Annotated in this window: 18 protein-coding genes; 4 read left to right on the top strand and 14 right to left on the bottom strand. The window is 65.7% G+C overall.

Annotated features, from left to right (window positions below; translation table 11 throughout):
• Positions 1–58 precede the first annotated feature (58 nt).
• Positions 59–1,372 carry a CpaE/TadZ family protein gene (locus QMG72_RS00250; RefSeq protein WP_283479259.1) on the bottom strand — a complete coding sequence of 438 codons (1,314 nt, stop codon included), beginning with the start codon at positions 1,370–1,372 and terminating at the stop codon, positions 59–61.
• Positions 1,369–2,013 (bottom strand): CpaB family protein, encoded by a 645-nt coding sequence (locus QMG72_RS00245; RefSeq protein ID WP_283479258.1) that lies wholly within the window; start codon positions 2,011–2,013, stop codon positions 1,369–1,371. The genes QMG72_RS00250 and QMG72_RS00245 overlap by 4 nt, the downstream gene beginning before the upstream one ends.
• Positions 2,014–2,161: 148 nt before the next feature.
• On the opposite strand from QMG72_RS00245, the gene QMG72_RS00240 reads away from it, so the two are divergent.
• Entirely contained in the window at positions 2,162–2,377 is a 216-nt protein-coding gene (locus QMG72_RS00240) for a helix-turn-helix domain-containing protein (RefSeq protein ID WP_282359601.1), read from the top strand.
• Positions 2,378–2,411: 34 nt separating this feature from the next.
• On the opposite strand, the gene QMG72_RS00235 is transcribed toward QMG72_RS00240, so the two are convergent.
• A complete protein-coding gene (locus QMG72_RS00235; protein ID WP_282359602.1) occupies positions 2,412–3,011 on the bottom strand; it encodes a hypothetical protein in 600 nt (199 codons plus the stop codon).
• Positions 3,012–3,166: 155 nt separating this feature from the next.
• Here QMG72_RS00235 and QMG72_RS00230 point away from each other — a divergent pair, with 155 nt between their 5' ends.
• Both QMG72_RS00230 and QMG72_RS00225 read left to right on the top strand, forming a co-directional pair.
• Entirely contained in the window at positions 3,167–4,003 is an 837-nt protein-coding gene (locus QMG72_RS00230; RefSeq protein ID WP_283479257.1) for a LysM peptidoglycan-binding domain-containing protein, read from the top strand.
• A 113-nt stretch (positions 4,004–4,116) separates the two neighbouring features.
• A complete protein-coding gene (locus QMG72_RS00225; RefSeq protein ID WP_283479256.1) occupies positions 4,117–4,611 on the top strand; it encodes an Rv3235 family protein in 495 nt (164 codons plus the stop codon).
• A 100-nt stretch (positions 4,612–4,711) separates the two neighbouring features.
• On the opposite strand, the gene secA is transcribed toward QMG72_RS00225, so the two are convergent.
• From secA to mtrA, 7 genes are all read right to left on the bottom strand, one after another.
• A complete protein-coding gene (secA, locus tag QMG72_RS00220; protein ID WP_282359605.1) occupies positions 4,712–7,447 on the bottom strand; it encodes a preprotein translocase subunit SecA in 2,736 nt (911 codons plus the stop codon).
• A 70-nt stretch (positions 7,448–7,517) separates the two neighbouring features.
• Positions 7,518–8,777: a winged helix-turn-helix domain-containing protein gene (locus tag QMG72_RS00215; protein WP_282359606.1), complete on the bottom strand. Its 1,260-nt coding sequence runs from the start codon at positions 8,775–8,777 to the stop codon at positions 7,518–7,520.
• 32 nt (positions 8,778–8,809) lie between these two features.
• A complete protein-coding gene (hpf, locus tag QMG72_RS00210; RefSeq protein WP_282359607.1) occupies positions 8,810–9,535 on the bottom strand; it encodes a ribosome hibernation-promoting factor, HPF/YfiA family in 726 nt (241 codons plus the stop codon).
• A gap of 143 nt (positions 9,536–9,678) precedes the next feature.
• Positions 9,679–10,728, bottom strand: a complete 1,050-nt coding sequence (locus QMG72_RS00205) for a ComF family protein (RefSeq protein ID WP_282359608.1) — start codon at positions 10,726–10,728, stop codon at positions 9,679–9,681.
• An 88-nt stretch (positions 10,729–10,816) separates the two neighbouring features.
• Positions 10,817–12,538 (bottom strand): LpqB family beta-propeller domain-containing protein, encoded by a 1,722-nt coding sequence (locus tag QMG72_RS00200; protein WP_282359609.1) that lies wholly within the window; start codon positions 12,536–12,538, stop codon positions 10,817–10,819.
• Positions 12,535–14,352 (bottom strand): MtrAB system histidine kinase MtrB, encoded by a 1,818-nt coding sequence (mtrB, locus tag QMG72_RS00195; protein ID WP_282359791.1) that lies wholly within the window; start codon positions 14,350–14,352, stop codon positions 12,535–12,537. The genes QMG72_RS00200 and mtrB overlap by 4 nt, the downstream gene beginning before the upstream one ends.
• A gap of 160 nt (positions 14,353–14,512) precedes the next feature.
• On the bottom strand, positions 14,513–15,187 hold the full coding sequence (gene mtrA, locus QMG72_RS00190; protein ID WP_226775763.1) for an MtrAB system response regulator MtrA: 675 nt from the start codon (positions 15,185–15,187) through the stop codon (positions 14,513–14,515).
• Between the two features lie 178 nt (positions 15,188–15,365).
• On the opposite strand from mtrA, the gene QMG72_RS00185 reads away from it, so the two are divergent.
• Entirely contained in the window at positions 15,366–16,079 is a 714-nt protein-coding gene (locus QMG72_RS00185; protein WP_282359610.1) for a DUF4166 domain-containing protein, read from the top strand.
• A gap of 14 nt (positions 16,080–16,093) precedes the next feature.
• Here QMG72_RS00185 and QMG72_RS00180 read toward each other — a convergent pair whose 3' ends face one another.
• From QMG72_RS00180 to QMG72_RS00165, 4 genes are all read right to left on the bottom strand, one after another.
• On the bottom strand, positions 16,094–17,137 hold the full coding sequence (locus QMG72_RS00180; protein WP_226775761.1) for a uroporphyrinogen decarboxylase/cobalamine-independent methonine synthase family protein: 1,044 nt from the start codon (positions 17,135–17,137) through the stop codon (positions 16,094–16,096).
• A gap of 2 nt (positions 17,138–17,139) precedes the next feature.
• A complete protein-coding gene (locus QMG72_RS00175) occupies positions 17,140–17,598 on the bottom strand; it encodes a chorismate mutase (RefSeq protein ID WP_282359611.1) in 459 nt (152 codons plus the stop codon).
• A gap of 199 nt (positions 17,599–17,797) precedes the next feature.
• Positions 17,798–19,495 carry an ABC transporter ATP-binding protein gene (locus QMG72_RS00170; protein WP_283479253.1) on the bottom strand — a complete coding sequence of 566 codons (1,698 nt, stop codon included), beginning with the start codon at positions 19,493–19,495 and terminating at the stop codon, positions 17,798–17,800.
• Positions 19,492–20,517 (bottom strand): ABC transporter permease, encoded by a 1,026-nt coding sequence (locus QMG72_RS00165; RefSeq protein WP_282359613.1) that lies wholly within the window; start codon positions 20,515–20,517, stop codon positions 19,492–19,494. Before QMG72_RS00165 ends, QMG72_RS00170 begins: the two co-directional genes overlap by 4 nt.

Genomic DNA, 20,517 nt, shown 5'->3' with positions numbered 1-20,517 from the left:
GACAAACGCCTCCATCAGAAAAGTTCATGGCCGCTTCGTTGCGGCCCTCATGGTGAGCCTAGCCTTTTAGTCGCCGCTTCGCTGTGGAAGAAAATACAGAGGATCGGCTAATTCGCTGGACAGGTGCACAAACAAGGTCGGCGATCCCCCTTCGCAGCGGAGAATCGGGGGCGGCCTCGAGCAGGAGCGATCCCGCCAGCAGCGCCGCATCAGTAGCGACCGGGTCAGCTGGCAGAAAGGCACTCAGCGGGACCGTGGGACCGAAACGCTCCCAGGCATCGCGCAGTTGCCGTTCCGGGAAGCGTCCCACAGCGGACTGCCGGACCTTGTTCAACACCACGCGCGGGGACACACCCGGGACGGCGGATTCCAGTTCGGCCAAACCCCGGACCAGCCTTGGAACACCTATCGAGTCGGCCGCTCCCACGGCGAACACCATGTCCGCAAGTTCGAGGCTCCTCAAGGTCGCGGCGTTGCGGCGAGGTGCCATCGTATCGAAACTCAATTCCTCGTCGCTCTCCAGGCAGAACCCGGTATCGATGACTACGACTTCTGCAAGCTGCCGGGCCCGGGACAGCACCAGGGAAAGTGCCGCGGGGCGGAGTTCGGTCCAGCGGTCGGCCCGGGTGATTCCGGTCAGCACCCGGAAACTACCCGTCTTCGTTACGACCGGAGCCGCGATCCGGAGCAGCGCTTCCTGGTTCAGCAGGCCTTGGTCTGCGAGGCGGCACGCCTGCGCGAGCCCGGCGGCTTCGTCCAGCAGCCCCAGCATGGCCGCGACACTGGCGCCATAGCTATCGGCGTCCACCAACAGCACGGATTTCCCGGCGGCGGCGAGTTCGGCGGCCATATTGACCGCGAGCATGGTCCGGCCCGGCGATCCTGCGGGCCCCCACACCGCGATGACCTTACCGGCACCGGATCTTTCGGCGCCGTCCACGGCGCCCCCGCCGGAGCTTTCGGGGGCCCGGCCGGCGTCGGGCGGACCAGAGCTGTCACCTTGCCGGAGCAGCGGGTCCCGCCCGGTGAGTTGGCTGACAGCGGACTGGATACGGCCGGCAAGGGCCGCGGCGCCGACCCCCGATAGTTCGGCGGCCACCCCGATCCCCTGCAACCGGGCCATCTCTTCCGTGCTGTCGGTCAGGGCCACGACGGCCACCCCCACGGCGGACAGCCGGTCGACAAGCGATGCCGTCAGCTCCTCGCTGCCCTGCGCCACGACTGCGGCACGGGCAAGTCCGCTCTGGCAGGCGGCCAGCAGTTCGGCCAACTCGGTACACCGCCGGACCACCGACACCGGGCCGTGGAGGCGTTCCAGCTTGCCGACCAGGTCTTCCCGCGAGTCCCCGACAGTAACAACGGGGATACTCATCGCTTGCCTCCCCCAGGGTTCCAAACGACTGATATTTTCGCCTTGTTGGCCTGCGCCCCCAGCAGGTTCGGCATCTGCCCGTCGGTCACCAGCACCATCACCACTGTGGACCGCGCGGACCCCAGTGCGGTGCTTCCCGGCGTAATCCGGGCGATTTCTGCGCCCGGCAACAGCAAGGCCGGCTGGCCGAATCCATTCCTGGTATCCGGCAGCGCAACCCAGACATCGACCCGGGAACCTGCAACCGCTTGCTCCGGCAGGGCCTCCTCGACAGTGACGGCCACCGGTTTCCGGTCCAGTTCGTCGGGCCTCCCGAAACTGCCGCGCGGCAGCAATTGGTCCTTGCCGATCCTCTGCACGGCGACCAGCCCGTCCGGCACGCCGGTCGCCGGCGTGAGATAGTGCTGTTCGACCTCGCCCAGGCGGACCTTGACGCGGTCCAGCTTGTCAGCGCTCAGAGTTTCGCCGACGGCGATCGCTTCCCGCGCGGTGTAGGCCTCGGCGGTTTGGTCCGCGGCTCCCACCACTGCTATCACACCCGCCACTGAGGCAAGCACCAGCAGGATGCCAATAATCAGCCTGGGGTCTTTCCAGGACGGCTTCTTCAGCCGCGCACCGCCGGCTGCCGTGCTTGCACTCATGCGCCCGCTCCCCCCGTCATTGCCGCCGGTGACGGCCCGGCCATCATTATTGTTGCCCCTTGGTGCGCTCACGGGAAGATGCAGAAGCAAAGAAGTGCAAACTGTGGATAACGGCCCTGGAACGGGCCATCGATGGCAAAATGGGATCATGCCCCGATTCCTGACCCTTGCCGACGTCGCAGAGCAGCTCCAGATCAACGCCACGGCTGCGTACTCGCTCGTGCGCAGCGGGGAGCTCAAGGCCATTCAGGTGGGCGGAAGGGGCCAGTGGCGTGTTGAGGAGAAGATGCTCGAGCAGTACATCGAGGAGCGCTACGCGGAAGCTGGCCGGATGATCGAACAAGCAAAGTCCAAGAACCGCTGAGCCGGGGAAACCCGGCGTCGCAGCCACGCCGGATTCACCGAGCTGCCGGGTAGCCGCGCGGATCGTCATCCGGAGACCGGGCGGACCTGATTCCGGCGAGGGCGCCGAAGGGAATCGTCGCCAACTGCCGGACATTGGCCGCCCGGCGGTCCTCGCCTTCCCCGGTCACCGCCAGGTCGAAGTGGTCGCGGCCGACCCTGTCGATCACACCGTGGAGAGTCGTTTCGCCTGCTGACCCTCCGGTCAGCAGGACAGCAAGAGCTGCGCGGTCCCGCGCCAGGCCGCGCAGGGCGCTGGCCAGTCCAAGTCTTTGCCGGACCCTGGACGGCTCAGGCACTGCGAACCGCGCAAGCCCGAGGTAGCTAAGCGCCGAGTCATAGGGAATCAGCACTTGATGCTGTGGTTCAGCCAGCACGAGCGCCTGACTTCCCGAGTGGATCAACGTTCCCTCGAACGTTGTTCCGGAGGCGAGCTGAACCCGTATTTGTAGCCCCACCGAGCCCCGAAGCCGGTCACCGAGCTCCACGGCTGCCGCTTCCGCCCTCGTCCGCTCCATAATTTCCGCGTCGAGATCCAGCCGCACGCCCGCGGCCATTTGGGTCTCCAGATCCTCAAAGAGGGAATCCCAGCGCATGGCGTCAGGGTACGCACGGCCCACGCCAGCGGTCAACCACACTCCGGAAAATTGGCCCTAGACAAACGTCACTATACGAATCCAAACTTAGTTAAACAGCATCAAATTAGTTCTAAAAGCATCAAACGGCATCAAAGAAAGACAGGCAGCAGACCATGGCCGCAGCAGACGTTCCGACATCCAGCCCGCACCCTGCGCTGCGCGCCGACGTGGTGATGGCGGCAGCCATTTTGCTGCTGGGCTTCCTCCTCGCCGCAACAGGAGGCGCCATGGTCCAGCGCTGGCGGGTCTCCTCCGCACATCACGCGTCCTTAGGGTTTGAAGACCAGCTTGGTGCCGCTGCGAACACGGCAGGCCTGGTGGTGATTCTCTGGTGGGCAATGTCGCTTGGCATTGCTGTGGCGGCAGCCCTCCTCGAACGCGGCGGAAAGGTCCGCGCCGCCTCAGCCACCGGCAGATTTGCCCCGGGCTTTATGCGCCGCCTCGCCTTGGCCGCCGTCGGACTCCAGCTGCTCACCGCACCGCTGGCCACAGCAGCCGTCCCACCGGCATTCCCCGACCCCGCGGCCTCACCCGCGGCCACACCAGCGGCATCCGCAGCGTGGATCCCGACGGCGGTTGCGGACGCGACAGGAGCTCCGCCTGGAACGTACACGGCGCGGCCAGCGCCGGCGGCAACACCCGTAGATCCGTCGCAAACCCCTGCTGTCGAGATTCCGCAATGGCAACCGTTGAGTCCGGTTGTCGACCCGGGACCGCTGGCGGAGCGCCCGCTGCGTCGGCAGCAAGCAGCGGACCACACGACTGAAGTGACAATCAGGCCCGGTGATTCGCTGTGGACCGTAGCGGCCGGCCGTCTGGGAGCCTGCGCCTCCGACGTCGACATTGCCCTGGAATGGCCAAGGATCTATCAGGTCAACAGAGGCATCATCGGGGGTAACCCGGATCTGTTGCGGCCTGGCCAGGTGCTCAGGCTGCCCCCCGGATTCTGAGTGTGCCCGAGCCCAGTCCCCGATCCTTCCGGTCTACGGCCCATAGAGATCCCGGCTGGGAACATCCCCGGCATCGCATTGCGCCAATTGAAAACCCTCAGAAAGGAAGCACAATGAACGCCACCAGCAGCCTCCGTGCCGCAGCGGAACCCAACCGATCCCTAGCCCCGCCACTTCGACTGGTTCCCGACGGTGCGGCCCCGGCGCCCCTGCCGGCCGGGCCCTGCATTCCGGCAGCACCGCGGCTGCCAATGCCCGACGAGGACCAGCAGATCTGTGCTATTTCACGCAGCACGGTTCAGGCCGCCATCGAGGTGCTGGCCGGTGCCCGTGCGGTGCAGCAGTTGGCAAGGCGGCTCGACGACCGCTGTCTGGCGGCCCTGCAACACCGGGCCGCGTTGACGCGGCGGATGCCGTGCGGGGCGTCGCCAACCGCCGGACGGCTGCACCGTAATCCGTCCGTCCACTCCGTCCGGGCCTGCCGGGTGACCGCGGACATCTACGAAGCCAGCGCCGTTGTGGTCGAGGAATCGCGGGTGCGCGCGGTCGCGCTGAGGCTGGAGCGCAGCAGGCTCGCCTGGCGGGTCACTGTGCTGGAAATCGGCTGATTGCCAAGGCACAAGGCCAGTTACCACCGGCCAAGCTTCCCAATGGACCCGGCGGAAGGAGGAGAACCTAGCTGCGGCCGGCTAAGCCGCAGCCGTTCAGCTAGCGCTTCCTCTTCTTGTTGGCGCGACGCTGGGCATCCTGGGCAGCCTTGGCCGGGTTCCCCGAGCGGCCGGAGGACTTGGCCTCCACCCGGGTCTGGGCCGAACCGTCCTCACCCGGGGCCGTGTACTGCAGCTGCGCCGGCTTTTCAGGGGCTTCCAGCCCGGCAGCACGAATCTGCGGCTCGTGATGTTCGGTGTGCTGCCCGGCGTCGTCCGCAACTACGACGTCCTCGGCAGGGGTCACCTCAACCTCAAGGTTGAACAGGAACCCCACGCTTTCCTCGCGAATGGCCTCCATCATGGCCTGGAACATAATAAAGCCCTCGCGCTGGTACTCCACCAGAGGATCGCGTTGGGCCATGGCGCGCAGCCCGATGCCCTCCTTGAGGTAGTCCATCTCGTACAGGTGCTCCTGCCATTTTCGGCCGATCACCGAAAGGACGACCCGGCGCTCAAGTTCGCGCATGCTCGTCTGGCCGATAGCCTCTTCGCGTGCCTGGTAAACCAGACGTGCGTCGGAGAGGATCTCCTCCTTCAGGAACTCCACCGTGATCCGCGGCTTTCCACCGGCCTCGTCAATGACCTCGCGCGGCGTAACACTGACCGGGTACAGGGTTTTGAGGTTGGACCAGAGAAGGTTGAAGTCCCAGTCGTCGCCGGTACCCTCTGCCGTGGCTTGCTCGATGAAAGCATTGATCGTATCTTCCAGGAAGAACTGGACCTTCTCGTGGAGGTCGTCCCCCTCGAGAATGCGCCGGCGATCACCATAGATGGCCTCACGCTGGCGGTTCAGCACGTCGTCGTACTTCAGGACGTTCTTTCGCTGTTCGGCGTTGCGGCCCTCCACCTGACCCTGGGCGGAGGCGATCGCACGAGAGACGAGCTTGGATTCGAGTGCCACGTCGTCAGGCACTGAGCTGCTCATCAGGCGTTCCGCGGCGCCGGAGTTGAACAGACGCATCAGGTCATCGGTCAGCGACAGGTAAAACCGGGATTCGCCCGGGTCGCCCTGGCGGCCGGAACGGCCGCGGAGCTGGTTGTCGATCCGGCGCGATTCGTGCCGTTCGGTGCCCAGCACATAAAGGCCGCCAAAGCTGAGGACTTCTGCGTGCTCGTCCTTGACGGCCTGTTTGGCAGCCTCGAAAGCGGCCGGCCAGGCGGCCTCGTATTCTTCGGAGTTCTCCTCCGGGTCGAGCCCGCGCTGAGCCAGTTCGGCGACGGCGGTGAACTCGGCGTTGCCGCCGAGCATGATGTCGGTACCTCGGCCGGCCATGTTGGTCGCAACCGTGACGGCCCCCTTGCGGCCTGCCTGGGCGACGATCGCGGCCTCCCGGGCGTGGTTCTTGGCGTTCAGGACCTCATGGCGGACACCCTCCTTGGCAAGGAGCCGGGAGAGGTATTCACTCTTCTCGACGCTTGTGGTGCCAACGAGGACCGGCTGGCCCTGCTCGTGTCGTTCAGCGATGTCCTTGACGACGGCGTCGAACTTGACCGCCTCGTTCTTGTAGACCAGGTCCGCCTGGTCGATGCGCTGCATGTCCCGGTTGGTGGGGATCGCAACAACGCCGAGCTTGTAGGTGCTCATAAACTCGGCGGCTTCAGTTTCGGCGGTGCCGGTCATGCCCGCGAGCTTGTTGTACATGCGGAAATAGTTCTGCAGGGTAACCGTGGCGAGAGTCTGGTTCTCGGCCTTAATCTCGACGCCTTCTTTGGCCTCAATCGCCTGGTGCATACCCTCGTTGTAACGGCGGCCGGCGAGGATGCGGCCGGTGTGCTCGTCCACGATCAGCACTTCACCGTCCAGGATGACGTAGTCCTTGTCCCGCTTGAACAGTTCCTTGGCCTTGATGGCGTTGTTCAGGAAGCCGATCAGCGGGGTGTTGGCGGACTCGTACAGGTTGTGTATACCGAGGTAGTCCTCGACCTTCTCAATGCCGGCCTCGAGCACACCGACGGTGCGCTTCTTCTCGTCAACTTCGTAGTCCTCCTCGGACTGAAGCCGGGTGACGACCTTAGCGAACTCGCTGTACCAGCGGTTGGTGTCACCCTGGGCCGGCCCGGAGATGATGAGCGGGGTCCGGGCCTCATCGATGAGGATGGAGTCCACCTCATCGACTATGGCAAAGTGGTGGCCGCGCTGGACCAGTTCGGATTGGTCCCACGCCATGTTGTCGCGCAAGTAGTCGAACCCGAATTCGTTGTTGGTGCCGTAGGTGATATCCGCAGAGTATTGCTGGCGGCGTACCGCAGGATCCTGGTTTGACAGGATGCAGCCGCTGCTCAGGCCAAGGAACCGAAACACCCGGCCCATCAGATCCGACTGGTACTCAGCCAGGTAGTCGTTCACCGTAATGACGTGCACACCGTTGCCGGTGAGGGCGTTCAGGTAGGCCGGAGCGGTGGCCACGAGGGTCTTGCCTTCACCGGTTTTCATTTCGGCAATGTTGCCCAGGTGCAGGGCGGCGCCACCCATCAGCTGGACGTCGAAATGGCGCATGCCAAGGGTTCGGGAGGAGGCTTCGCGCACGGCAGCGAAAGCCTCGGGCAGCAGATCGTCCAGTATCTCGCCATCACCGTGGCGCGCGCGCAGACGGTCCGTCTCTTCGCGCAATTCAGCGTCGCTGAAGGTCTGGAAGGAGCTTTCCAGGGCATTGATGGAATCGGCATAGTTCCGCAGTTGCCTCAGGGTTTTTTTGTCACCCGTGCGGAGAAGTTTTTCGATAAGTGATGCCACGTGAAGTTGCTCCCAGTCTCAAGCTGCCGAATTCTGGCGTATTTAGTCTACGGGAGAGACGCAGGGCCGATTACGCCTGTCCCCTCTTAGCGGATAGCCCGCTCCCTGCCTCGGACACTGCTGCTGCCAGCGCCGCTGCCAGGTCCCCTTGCTGGGAAACAACTATCCGGTCCAGTTCCAACCACTCTGCCATGAGCCGCAGTTCAGCGGCGAGTTCGGCGGCGGTGTCGGACGGAGCGTCGGGTTCGGCATGGGCCGCCCTCGCCAGCAGGATGCGGTTGGATCGATCGGCTTTGAGGTCGACGCGGGCCACGATCCCGTCCCGCAGCAGGAACGGCAGCACATAGTAGCCGTAGCGGCGCTTCGGTTCCGGAGTGTAGATCTCGATGCGGTAGTGGAAGCCGAACAGGGCCTCCAGCCGGCGCCGCTCAAAGACCAGTGAGTCGAAAGGGCTCAGCAGCGCACGGCCGGTGGCCGTGCGGGGCAGTTTTGCCTCGATATGCCTGTAGACGGGCCTATTCCAGCCGGTCACGGTGACAGGCAACAAGCTGCCGGCGCGGACCAGGTGGTCCACGGCCAGGGCCGATGCACGCAGGGGCGTCCGGAAGTAATCGGCAAAGCATCGCAGTGTGCCGATCCCGTGGGCACGGGCGGCCGCATCGATCAGACGCACCAGCGCTGCGGCCCGGGATGAGTCGGTGGTCGGGAGGCCCGACGGCGGTGCGGGCCGCTCAGGCAGGACCCTGGCGGTAAGGGTGTAGCGCCGCTCGAACGATTCCGTGCGTGACGCGGCCGAAATGATCCCCGCCTCAAACAGGTGTTCGAGGACCATTTTGACGGCGTTCCAGTTCCAGCCCCAGTTGTCCCGCTGCCGGGCCTCCACATGGCCCAGGCGTGCGGTGAGTTCGGCGGCGGTCATCGGCCTGCCGTCCGCCAGCGCCTCCAGCACCCGGGACGCGACGCCGCTGCGCAGCTGGGGGTCCATGGAATGCGCCCCCACCCATTTCCGGCTTTGCCACAGGACCAGGTCCTGGAAATGGTCGGGCCGGATGAAACTTGCCTCGTGGGCCCAGTACTCCATCATCCGGCGCGGATGGGACCCCGCCATTCGCTGAAGGATGGCGCGGTCGTAGTTCCCCAGACGGGAGAAGAACGGCAGGTAGTGGCTCCGGGACAACACATTCACGGAGTCGATCTGGACAAGCTGGAGGCGGGCAAAAGTACGGCCCACCGCCCGTGAACTCACGGGTCCGGCGGGCCGTACCTTGTCCAATCCCTGGGCTGCCAGTGCGATCCGCCGCGCCTGCGTGAGGCTCAGCGCTTCCGGCACGTCAGTCCCTTCGTTGAACGGTCAGCTTCAGCTTATGCGCTGGCCGGCTCATCCTCGGAGCGGTAGGCGATGATCTTTTCTTCCAGCGGGGCTTGCCCCGGCTCGCAGGTCTGGTCAAGGGAGATCACGCCGTAGGTCCAGCCCTCACGGCGGTAGACGACGGACGGAGCCTTGGTCTCCTTGTCCACGAAGAGGTAGAAGTCGTGACCGACAAGTTCCATGTTGTCGACGGCGTCGTCGAGTGTGAGGGACGCCGCGGGAAAGACCTTCCGACGGATCAGCACGGGTGAGTCTCCGGCGGGGATATCGTTCTCGACCTCGTACGGCGATTTCTCATCGGGGGCCGTCTTCGACTCCTGCCAGTGGCTCGCCTCTTCGTAGAGGGGCTCGCTGGTACTAGCGGGCTCAAGCGACGCCGTCGCCTCGGTCACGGACTTGGGGGTGTGCCGGCCGTGGTGGACCTTCTTGCGGTCCTTCGCCCGGCGCAGGCGCTCCAGAAGCTTGTTGTAAGCGAGATCGAACGCGGCGAATTTGTCGGCGGCGCTGGCTTCGGCACGAATCACGGGCCCACGGCCCAGGACGGTCAGCTCAACCGTGAGCATCTCGTCCGTCTGCCGGGCCTTGGTCTCCTTGGAAACCTTCGCGTCCACCCTCTGGACCTTGTCCCCGAGCGACGCGATCTTCGAGATCTTCTCGTCAGCGTATTCGCGGAACCGGTCCGAGACCGTCAAATTACGTCCGCTGATCATGAACTCCATGGTGCCCTCCAAATGACTTCGGTGACACGACGACGGCACTTCCCGGGGCTGATCTGACTGACAGTCGAGCCCCTTTCCGAGCCGCCATCGACAGGTACATCTGTTCTTGGTACCCATCTTCGACGTTAGTTCATACACCCCTCTTATTCATCCTTTTTTGGTTTATTTTTTTCGTTGACGGGCCGTTTCCCTGCTATCGCACCGTCCGGACCGGGGAAGCCCAATGTGACCGGCGGGCGTGTCGCGGCGAGGACTACGGCACCCCGCACCACCGCGCCGGCCGCATGCAACGCCCGGCTGGCCTCGGCCAACGTGGCCCCGGTGGTGAGCACGTCGTCAACGATGATGCACGCCCGGCCGTCCACCCCGGGATTGAACGGCCAGCGGCGAACCCGCATGGTTCCCTGCACGCGCTGCACCCTGTCCCGGCGCCCCAGTCCCTTCTGGCCACCCTGCCCACCTGATGACGGCCCGCACGCCGGGAACGGCGGCCTCGTCTTCCGGAGTGCGTGGACGATGGTGAATCCCGGCTGCTGCCCGGCTCCCGGCCCCCTTGGCCTTCCCGCCCTGCCGAGCAGCACGTGGATCGGGCTGAAGCCGCGCTTCCGGTAGGCGCTGCTGCTCGTCGGGACGGGTACAAGGAGCAGTCCCCGGGACTCCCCGGCGGCGTCGCGGATGGCCCGGGCCAGGCCTTTGGACAACACCTCGGCGAGCTGACGCTGCCCGTGGCTCTTGAACGACAGCACGGTCTGCGCCAACTCCGCGCGGTAGGCTCCGGCAGCCACCACCGGAAGGATCACGGCGCCGTCGACGTCCATCAGTGCCGGGGCCTGCGCTTCTGCCCGGAATGGTTGGCGCATCAATAGCCGGACCTGCCGTTCGCAGCCGCCGCAGAGCGGCATGTCTTCGGCCCCGCAACAGACACACTCCACCGGGGCCACGAGTGCCAGGACTTCGGCGGCAGCGGCGGCGGCAGCCGCCGCCAGCCGTGCCAGCGGCAGGCGGTAGGCGCCCCGGTGTCTCGCCGCAGAAGCTGCGGCAGTAACCAGATCGGGGTCGACTGCGCGTTGGGTCCGCCGTGCGGCGCCGGTTGCGCTGCGTGCACCTGTGTGCGGCTCAGCGCCGGCGCTGCCGTCGTGCCCAACTGCCGCCCTGGCCCCGCGGCGGCCGCGGGCTTCCCTGGCTGTGCCCATCCCCCCACTGTGCGCCCCCGCAGCGCCCGTTGGCAGTCCTTGACTCAGCTATGTGCGGAACCGCTGGGGGTCCAGTCAGGTGCGGCCGCTAACCCGGATAGGACGGATCGATCGGCCCCTTCAGCTGCGGGGCCCAGCCGTTACCGAGCCGCTGGAAGATCCCTTCCCCGGACTGGGCATAGATTTCCTCGCCGCCATTCCCGGCGCTGAGTGCGGTGAGCCCGGGCCACGGCGCGAGCGGCTGCGGCTCGGACGCGGTGAGTGGGAGCAGCTCGGGGGTGACGGATCCGCTGGTGGAGCCCTTCATCACGGCGACCGTCGTGTCATCCACCCACACTCCCTGGTCCGGATCATTCGTCGACAGCAGGGTGGTCGGCACGGTCAGTTCCTTTGGGGTACCGTCCGCGGCCCGGACGATACCGGTGATCTGGACTTTGGTCTTGCCGTTCTGCTGCGTGAGAATGAGGGCGCGGGTGCCCTCGCGGGAAACCCTGAACTCCTTGACGGACCGCCCGGCGAGCCATGCCGGCGCCAGGGTGACCGCGGGGACGCTGGCCCCCTCGGCAACGCCGACTGGCCGGTGGGCGACCATTTCGGTGTCGCCGTTGGCCCCCGGCCCGGCCGTCCAGACCCAGTCGTACCGGTCAAAGGACGGGCGGGTCAGCGTAGCGCGGGTAGCGAGCGCCCTGGCGGGCTGTCCCGGCACGATGGAGTACAGCGTCCCGCGCCCCGCGTTGAGGAAAGCCGCGGTCTGCGACACGGGCGACTCCGCCGGGACCCGCGGCGCCAGCGCCGATACAGACTGGATGCCGGGAAGCGGCGAGATCCTGTTGTTCTCGTACCGGACCAGGTCGTTCTCGCTCACGGCGATCTGGCGGCCCGGTACGTTCTTGTCCCGGATCGGCGGGACAACCGAACCGTTGTCATCTACGCGCACCAGGTCCTGGTTGGCTCGGAGCTCGACGTTGATCACATCGGGCTGGCTGCGGAACGTCAGCGAAAGCTGGGTCTGCATCCGCAGGCGGTCCTCGTTGGAAGCCTCCACAAGGTCCTTCGCCGAAAGGTCCACCTGGGCGGCACCGGAGACGACCGGCACGGACTCGCGGGCCAGCTTGATGCCGGACGGGAAGGCGCTGACCACGGCCCCCTTGAGATACGGGGCCGGACCCGCGAGGAGGGCACTTGTCATGGCCTTGACGGTCTTCTTCCGGATGAACCACCGGACATCCGGCACCGCGTAGGTGAACGTCGGGTCATAGAAATAGATCGGATAGGCGCCATAGATTACTTTGAACGTCTCTTCCGGAATTGCCGTACCGTCCGGGAGCTCGGCAATCCGCCATTCACCGTCAACCTTGGTCAGGGTAGCGGGAATATTCTCCTTGGTTCCCTCCGGCAGCCGGGTCGCGACTCCGTCAGCGTCGACGGAGTAGGACACGTCAAGTTCGTAGTTAAAGACGTTCTCGACAGCTGTCGGGACGACACGGGCGGAACGGAACACAAGCACCCGCTGGTCCGGCTTCCAAGTCACTGAGGACGCCTGGGTCAAGTATTGGCGCGCCACCGCGTAGTCGTCTTCGTAGCCGCTGCCGGCGAGGTAGAAGTCTTCGATCACGGCCTCCGGCCCGGCCCCCTCACGCGGGGCCGAAGGGAAGAACACAGGGGCATTATTGGGGTTCCCAGCGCTTTCGTCGGTGCTCTTTCCCACCGGGCCCGAGCGCGGGATCTGGGCACACGATGTCAGCAGGAACAGCAGGAGCGCCAGCAGCACGGCCGCCGCTCGGTGGCCTTTCCATGCGGCTCCGTTCATGGCCCCTCCTTCATTCCGGTGACTGCGGTTCCCGGGTCCGCGATTCGGGTGACGGCTGAGCGGGCGTGCGGTGTGCCGACGTCGGGGACGTCCCCGGCCGCCGGGGCAGGAGCATCGGCGCGTGTGACGGGCACCGGATCCAGCAGCAGCATGGTCCGCTCGCTCCCCACGCCACGGAGCCCGACGTCGACAGGCTCCAGTTGGAGGGGTGACTTCGCAATGGCTTCGCCCTGGCGAAGGGCCAGGGTGAGGCGAAAGTTGGCTCCGACCCCTTTCCGTCCCCACGCCTGCAGCCAGCCGTTGTGGAGTTTGGCGTCTTCGGCCGCAATGGACAACCCGAGGCCGCTGCCCCCAGTGGTGCGCGCCCGCGCCGGATCGGCGCGCCAGAACCTGTCAAAAACGCGGGCCGCGTCCGCCGGTGACAGACCGATGCCGTGGTCCCTGACGGCGACAGCGACGGCGGTGTCGTTGGCCGCCACCGAGATGTTCACCGGCCGGCCTTCGCTGTGTTCCAGGGCATTCAGCACAAGATTGCGCAGGATCCGGTCAATCCGACGGTCATCCATGTCCACGATGATGCTGCCCGCAGGCGCGTTGAGGGTGACCGCGGAGCCGTACTCGGCGGCCACCGGCGCTACACCTTCCATCACATGCGCTACCAGCTGCACAATGTCGCCCGGTTCGGCATCGAGTGTGGCGACGCCCGCGTCGAAGCGTGAGATCTCCAGCAGGTCGGCAAGCAGGGACTGGAAGCGCTCCACCTGGTTATAAAGCAGTTCCGCCGAGCGCTTGTTGACGGGGTCGAAGTCGTCGCGTGCGTCATAGAGCACCTCGGCGGCCATCCGCACCGTGGTCAGCGGGGTGCGTAGTTCGTGGGAAACATCCGAGACGAATCGCTGCTGCATCTGCGACAGCGTGGCGAGCTGGGTGATCTGCTCCTGGAGGCTGGCGGCCATGTGGTTAAAGGACGCGCCAAGCCGGGCCACCTCATCCTCGCCCTTGACTATCATCCGCTCCTGCAACTGCCCGGCCGCGAGTTTCTCGGACACCAGTGCGGCATGGCTGACCGGGCTGACGACGTTCCGGGTCACATACCAGGCGACGGCACCAATCAGCAGCGCCAGCACGGCACCGCCGGCCAGCAGTACGTTTTGGATCTCGTCAAGGGTCTTTTGTGCCGTATTGAGGTCATAAATCAGGTACAGCTCGTAGACCGTGCCGTTGAAAGTGACCTTGTTGCCCACTGCAATTCCGGGCCGGTCCTCGGTACCCACCGGGAATTCCGTGGAAGCCCAGAACTGCTCCTTGCCGGAATCCTGCACCGCCTTGCGCAGCTCGGTTGGAATGACGCTGATGGTGAGCTGGTCCGAGGCCCTCGATTCGACCCAGCGGTTGCGCGGTTTGGTCTGCTCCGGCATGGCTTCGAAGACGTAGCGCCGCTGGATCACGGAACCGCGTCCCTCGACGGCGTTCAAAGTGTCATAAACGAGGGTGATAACACTGGACTGGTCGGTGACCTGGGCGCCGTCGAAGGTGTCCTGGACCTGCTTGACGTTGTATCGTGTCTCCGACTCGGCCTGGGCCAGCCGTTCCTGGAAGAGATTATTGGCGATCTGGTTGGACAAATAGGCCCCGACGACTGCAAATGATGCGACTGCGAGCATCAGTGTCGTCAGGACGGTCCGGAACTGCATGGAACGACGCCATTTGCGGTGCAGGGACCGGAGCAGATAGCGGATACCCGGAAGCAGGCGGGAAGAGCCGGTGCCAACCAGCCTGGCCACCCGCACGCCCACGATCCGGGACCGCTTCATCCAAAGCCGGGTCCGGAACCGCAGGGCCTGCCGGCGGACCGCGGGACCGTCCGCATGCGCGGCGGCCGGGGCCGCGGGACCCGCAGTACCTGGTCCCACGACGCCGGACGGCTCCGGCGAGGTGCTCACCGGAGCTGCTCCGGCGAGGCCCTCCGGTGGCTCAGGAACCTGCTTTGTAGCCGACACCACGGACCGTCAATACAACTTCGGGGGCTTCCGGGTCACGTTCAATTTTTGACCTGAGCCGCTGGACGTGGACGTTGACCAGACGCGTGTCCGCAGCATGCCGGTAGCCCCAGACCTGTTCCAGGAGCAGTTCCCGGGTGAAAACCTGCCAGGGTTTGCGCGCCAGCGCGACCAGCAGGTCAAATTCCAGCGGTGTCAGCGAGATGCGCTCGGCCCCGCGGCTCACGAGGTGGCCTGCGACGTCGATAGTGACGTCGGCGATGTGCAGCGTCTCCGGCGCCTTCTGGTCGCCGGGCCGGAGCCGTGCCCGGACCCGGGCGACCAGCTCGGCCGGCTTGAAGGGCTTCGGGACATAGTCGTCGGCACCGGACTCAAGACCGCGGACCACATCGGACGTGTCCGCCTTGGCAGTAAGCATCACGATTGGAACATCGGATTCGGCACGGATCTGCCGGCAGACTTCAATGCCGTCGATGCCCGGAAGCATAAGGTCCAGCAGCACAAGGTCGGGCTTGGACGAGCGGAAGACTTCGAGCGCCTGCCCGCCGTCGGCGCAGAAGACGGGTTCGAACCCGTCATTGCGCAGAACAATACCGATCATCTCGGCCAGCGCCTCGTCATCGTCCACTATCAGAATGCGTGCCTTCATATGTATATATTCCCTTATTGCAATGGCTTTGTCGTATTCAGCGGTGCCCGGGCATGGCGGCGGCCTGCCCGGGCACCGCACGGAGGGCCATAAGCGGGGCCCGCTGTGACAAATGCGCCGCCGTCCCGCATGCTGTGGACAGGAAGACGTCAACAAGCCAAGCATCCCAGGAGGACTTGTGAGCACCCCGATCTACCAACTGGCCCTCGGCGCCGACTTCGGCCGGCTGCAGCCGGAGCTGCAGGAGTATTTTTCCCTCACTCCCGGCTCAGGCCATTTCGGCGTCGGCGAGGGTGTGTTTGAGGTGGTCGGCTGCCGGCAAAGCTGGCTGCGCCCCCTGCTGCGTCCCGCCGGCGGCGAGGAGGCCTTTTTCCCGGAGTACGGGGAAGGCATCCCGTTCCGGATCGAAAACCACGCCCATCTGGACCCTTTCGGCCGGTCCAGCCTGACGGCCCGGCGCGAGATCTTCTTCCCGGGCACCACCAGGCTCTTCCACGACACCACAAGCTTCGATGACTCCGGCAGCCGGTCCGGCCTGCTGGATTACGTCGGACGGTACCGGCGGCTGGTCACGGACCTCAACCTCAGTGTCACCGCCGGTGGCAGGCTGCGCGGCGTATCGGAGGCGTCGCGGCTCTTTCTGGGGCCGCTGCGGATTCCCCTGCCGGCCGCGCTGGACGCCAAGGCCTACGCCGAACAGTGGTGGGCGCCTGAGGAAGGCACCGCCGGAAGGCACCGGATCCAGGTCAAGGTGATCCAGCCGCAGCTCGGGCTGATCCTGGTCTATGCCGGGCACTTCGACTATCGGCTGGACCCTTACCCCGGCGGAGTGTCAGTGCCGGGGTATTTGCCGGACCGCGCCCGGCCTGACCGGTGGGAAAGCCGCAGCTGAGGATCGGGCCCGCGCTAGCCGAGCGCCAGCTGGTTGAGGCCGTCGGACACCTGCACCAGCCGGGTCAGGACCGCCGTCGCCGATGCCGGCGAATGCCTGGCCAGCCCGTCTGAGGGCGTGACCCGTACACCACCGAGAGTCGCGGCGGCCAGGCCCAGCTGGCGCCACGGCCGCCAGAGCGTTTCCACGACGTCGGCGACCCGGGGCAGCGCGGCGGCGGGATTGGAGACATCCAGCGCTCCCGCCCACAGCCGTTTGCCGCCTTCCACTGCGCCGGCGAGCTGTTCCCACTGGCGCGATGTCAGCGCCCGGAGGGGCACCGCGATCCCGTCGGCTCCGGCAGCCAGGATCCGGTCGAAGGGCGCCTCGACTTCCGGGACACAGACAACGACCTCGACGGCGCCGGCCTCCCGCAGCGCGTTGATGAGCAACTCCCAGGAATCGGTGGCCTCCTGGCCGGCTACCGAGCGCAGCGTCCGGTAGCCGCTGGAGGTGGGAATGGTGCCGGCCAGGACGGACGCTATCTCCGGTTCGTCGATCTCCACCACGATCCGGGCTCCGGGAGCCGCGGCGGCTATCCGGCTGAGGTAGCTGCCGGCACCCGCTGCCAGGGACGCGGCAAGGTCCCGCCTGGCGCCGTAGTCAATCAGGGCACGCTCCCCGTTGTGCAGGTGCAGTCCGGCGGCGAGGCTGAGCGGTCCCCGCAGCTGAACCTTGAGGTCTGTGGCCGGGCTGTCCTCGGCGCCGATGACGTCGGCAAGAATGTTAATGTCGGTTGAGAGCGCCGAGCGCGCCCGTTTGAAGTCCTTGCCGGGCCGGTCCACGATCCGCCAGCCGTAGGGCTGGACGTCTACGGAAAGGTCCACCAGCAGGGAAGCCGTCCGCCCGAGCGCGTCCGAACCGACACCCCGGTCCGGAAGCTCGGCCAGGAACGGCAGGTGCGGGCCGCCGAGCTCACCGCGGATGATGCGTGCGGACTCGACCGGGTCCTCGCCGGGCCAGGCGCCCAGAGCGGTGGCGGTGACCTGTTGCGGCCCCGCGGCCAGTGGAGCGGCCACGCTTAGGCGGTCTCGGAGGCGCCGGCAGTGCCTACGGATCGGCCCATGAGCGGGGCTTGGGTGCCGGCGGCGAGGCTGTCAGCGGCCAGGGAAGCCAGGTGGTCCTCGGCAATGGCCTCGTGGTGCCGGATGACTTCGCCGATGATGAAGTTGAGGAATTTTTCGGCAAACGCCGGGTCCAGGTGGGCCTCCGCGGCGAGGCGGCGCAGTCGCGAGATCTGAGCGGTCTCCCGGCCAGGATCCCCGGCGGGAAGCTTGTGGGTGGCCTTCAGGAATCCGACCTTCTGGGTGGCTTTGAAGCGCTCAGCGAGAAGGTAAACGAGCGTGGCATCGATATTATCGATGCTGGAACGGATCGACAACAGCTCAGCCATCACCGCCGGATCCACCTGACCGGCCAGCGAGCTGGCTCCCGGGTCATAGGATTCGGCGTCGGGAGGTGTCTGGTTCTGCTCGGTCATTGACCCATTCTAGGGCCACCGCCCGAATCACTTCGGCTGTTAAGCTCGGACGGTTCCTACGGCGCCGCGGGCCGTAACCTGCGTTTTCCGCCACCGCACTGTTTTCCACCACAGCACTGTTTTCCACCACCACACCAGGGACATGCCCGCCGTTCATTCAGAACGGCGGGCATGTCCCCTGGTGTGCCGAGGAATCGGCTTAGCCGTGCAGCACGGCGCGGAATTCCTCCCGGCGCCTGGCCTGCTCGTCCGGATCCGGAACCGGCAGCGAAGCAATGAGCTTTTTGGTGTACTCGTGCTGCGGATGCCCCATCACCTGGTTACCGAGCCCCTGTTCCACCATCTTGCCCTTGTACAGAACACCAACCCAGTGGGAGAGGATATCTACCACCGCGAGGTCGTGGCTGATGAACAGGGCGGCAAAGCCGAATTCGGCCTGGATGTCCTTGAACAGCTCCAGCACCACGGCCTGGACTGACACGTCCAGCGCCGACGTCGGCTCGTCGGCGATGAGCAGCTTCGGGTTCAGGATCAGTGCCCGCGCGAGTGACGCGCGCTGACGCTGCCCGCCGGAGAGCTCATGCGGAAACCTGTCGGCATAGGCGGCCGGCAACTGCACGGCTTCGAGCAGCTCCCGGGTCCGTTGCCTGGCCTGCGCCGGGCCGGGATTGGAGTGGATGATCAGGGGTTCGGCGATGCAGTCACCGATCGTCAACTGCGGATTGAAAGACGCCGCAGGGTCCTGGAAAACGAACCCGATCTCCTTGCGCAGCGGCTTGAAGGTGCGCTCCTTCAGGTTGAGCATTTCGTAACCCAGCACCTTCAGGCTGCCGCCGGTGGTCCGGTTCAGGCCGGCGATCGCACGCCCGATCGTCGTTTTCCCGGAGCCTGACTCCCCCACGAGGCCAAAGACCTCACCCTCGGAGAGTGTGAAATTCACCCCGTCCACGGCCTTAAAAGCGGGGCTGCCCAGCCGTCCGGGATACTCGATGGTCAGGTTCCTGGCCTCGACGAGCACTTTGCCGCCCTGGTGTGCCCGCTGGGTCATGCCTTCGGAAGCAGAGTTCCGGCCCAGGTGCGGGACGGCGGCCAGGAGCTTCTTTGTGTAGTCCTGCTTCGGTTCGGCGAACAGCACGCGTGCGGCCGCCTCTTCGACGACATCACCCTGGTACATCACAACGACGCGGTCGGCGAGGTCGGCCACCACCCCCATGTTGTGGGTGATCAGCACGATCGAGGTTCCGTACTGGTCCCGGAGGTCCCGCAGGAGCTCGAGGATCTCCGCCTGTACCGTAACGTCCAGCGCGGTCGTCGGCTCGTCCGCCACGATGAGGCCCGGGTTCAGGGCCAGCGCCGCGGCGATGACTACACGCTGCTTCTGCCCGCCGGAGAACTGGTGCGGATAGAAGTTGACCCGCGTTTCGGGGTCCGGAATGCCCACCTTGCGGAGCGCGTCAACGGCGCGGTTTTTGGCTTCCTTGGCGTTGACCCGCCCGGTTCCCCCGTGGCGGGCGTGGGCGCGAATGCCTTCGGCAATCTGCCAGCCGACAGTGAAGACGGGGTTCAGCGCCGTGGACGGTTCCTGGAAGACCATGGCGACGTCGCGGCCACGGATCTCCCGCAACTTCGCGGGACTGACGCTGAGCACGTTGTTGCCGTTGATCAGCACCGCGCCGGAGCTGATAGCGGTCTCCGGCAGCAGGCCCAGGATGGTCTTGGCCGTCACGGTTTTGCCGGAGCCGGATTCGCCCACGATCGCCACGACTTCGCCGGGGTTGACCTGGAGACTGACGTCCTTGACGGCGTAAACGTCGCCGGCATCTGTGGCGAAGGTGACCTTGAGGTGCTCGATGTCGAGGACCGGGCCCGTGCCCTTTTTGTCGATGTTGGTAGTCATGAACTTCTCACTTCTGCGTCGAGTGCAGCCGGGGCACCGGTGCTGGAATCCGGCCCGCCCTTGCCGGCGGCAGCCTTCCTGCGGCCCCGCAGGCGGGGGTCGTTAAGGTCATTGATGCTCTCGCCGACAAGAGTCAGTCCAAGGACGGTGAGGACGATAGCGAGCCCGGGGAAGACACCTGTCCACCAGATACCTGACGTGGTGTCCGCCAGCGCCTTGTTCAGGTCGAAGCCCCACTCGGCGGCCGACGTCGGCTCAATGCCGAAGCCCAAAAAACCCAGGCCTGCAAGGGTCAGGATGGCTTCGGAGGCGTTGAGGGTAAAGATCAGGGGCAGCGTGCGGGTGGCGTTCTTGAACACGTGGAGGCGCATAATGCGGATGTTTGAGGCACCCACCACCTTGGCCGACTCCACAAAGGGTTCCGCCTTGAGCCGGATGGTTTCGGCCCGGATCACACGGAAGTACTGCGGAATAAAAACGACCGTGATGGAAATCGCCGCAGCGAGGATACCGCCCCAGAGGCTGGACCTGCCGCCGCTGATGGCGATCGCCATCACGATGGCCACCAGCAGCGGCGGGAAGGCGTAGACCGCATCGGCGATCACCACGAGCGTCCGGTCCAGCCAGCCGCCGATGTAGCCGCTGACCAGGCCCAGGATCACACCGATGAAAATCGACATGATCACCGCCACAATGATGACCAGAACGGCCGTTTGGGCTCCCCAGACCACCCGGGAGAAAACATCGTAACCGCCGACGGTTGTTCCCATCAGGTGCTTCCCGCCCGGCGCTTGCTGGGCCGGGAAGCCGCCGTCGGCGTCGGAAATCTGGGAGAAACCAAAGGGCGCGACCAGCGGCGCAAAAATCGCGGTCAGCAGGAAGACTGCTGTGAGTACAAGCCCTGCCACCAGCATTCCGCGCTGCAGGCCAACGCTTTTGTTGAAGTGGGATATGACCGGCAGTCGCCGGACCCAGGGTCCCCGGGGATCTTTGGCAGGTTCAGTAACGGCAGTGGTGCTCAT

Origin of the sequence: Pseudarthrobacter sp. PH31-O2 (assembly GCF_030063265.1) — a bacterium.
Lineage (GTDB): Bacteria > Actinomycetota > Actinomycetes > Actinomycetales > Micrococcaceae > Arthrobacter.
The sequence above is the reverse complement of the archived record's forward strand: the minus strand, read 5'-3'. Positions and strand labels throughout refer to the sequence as shown.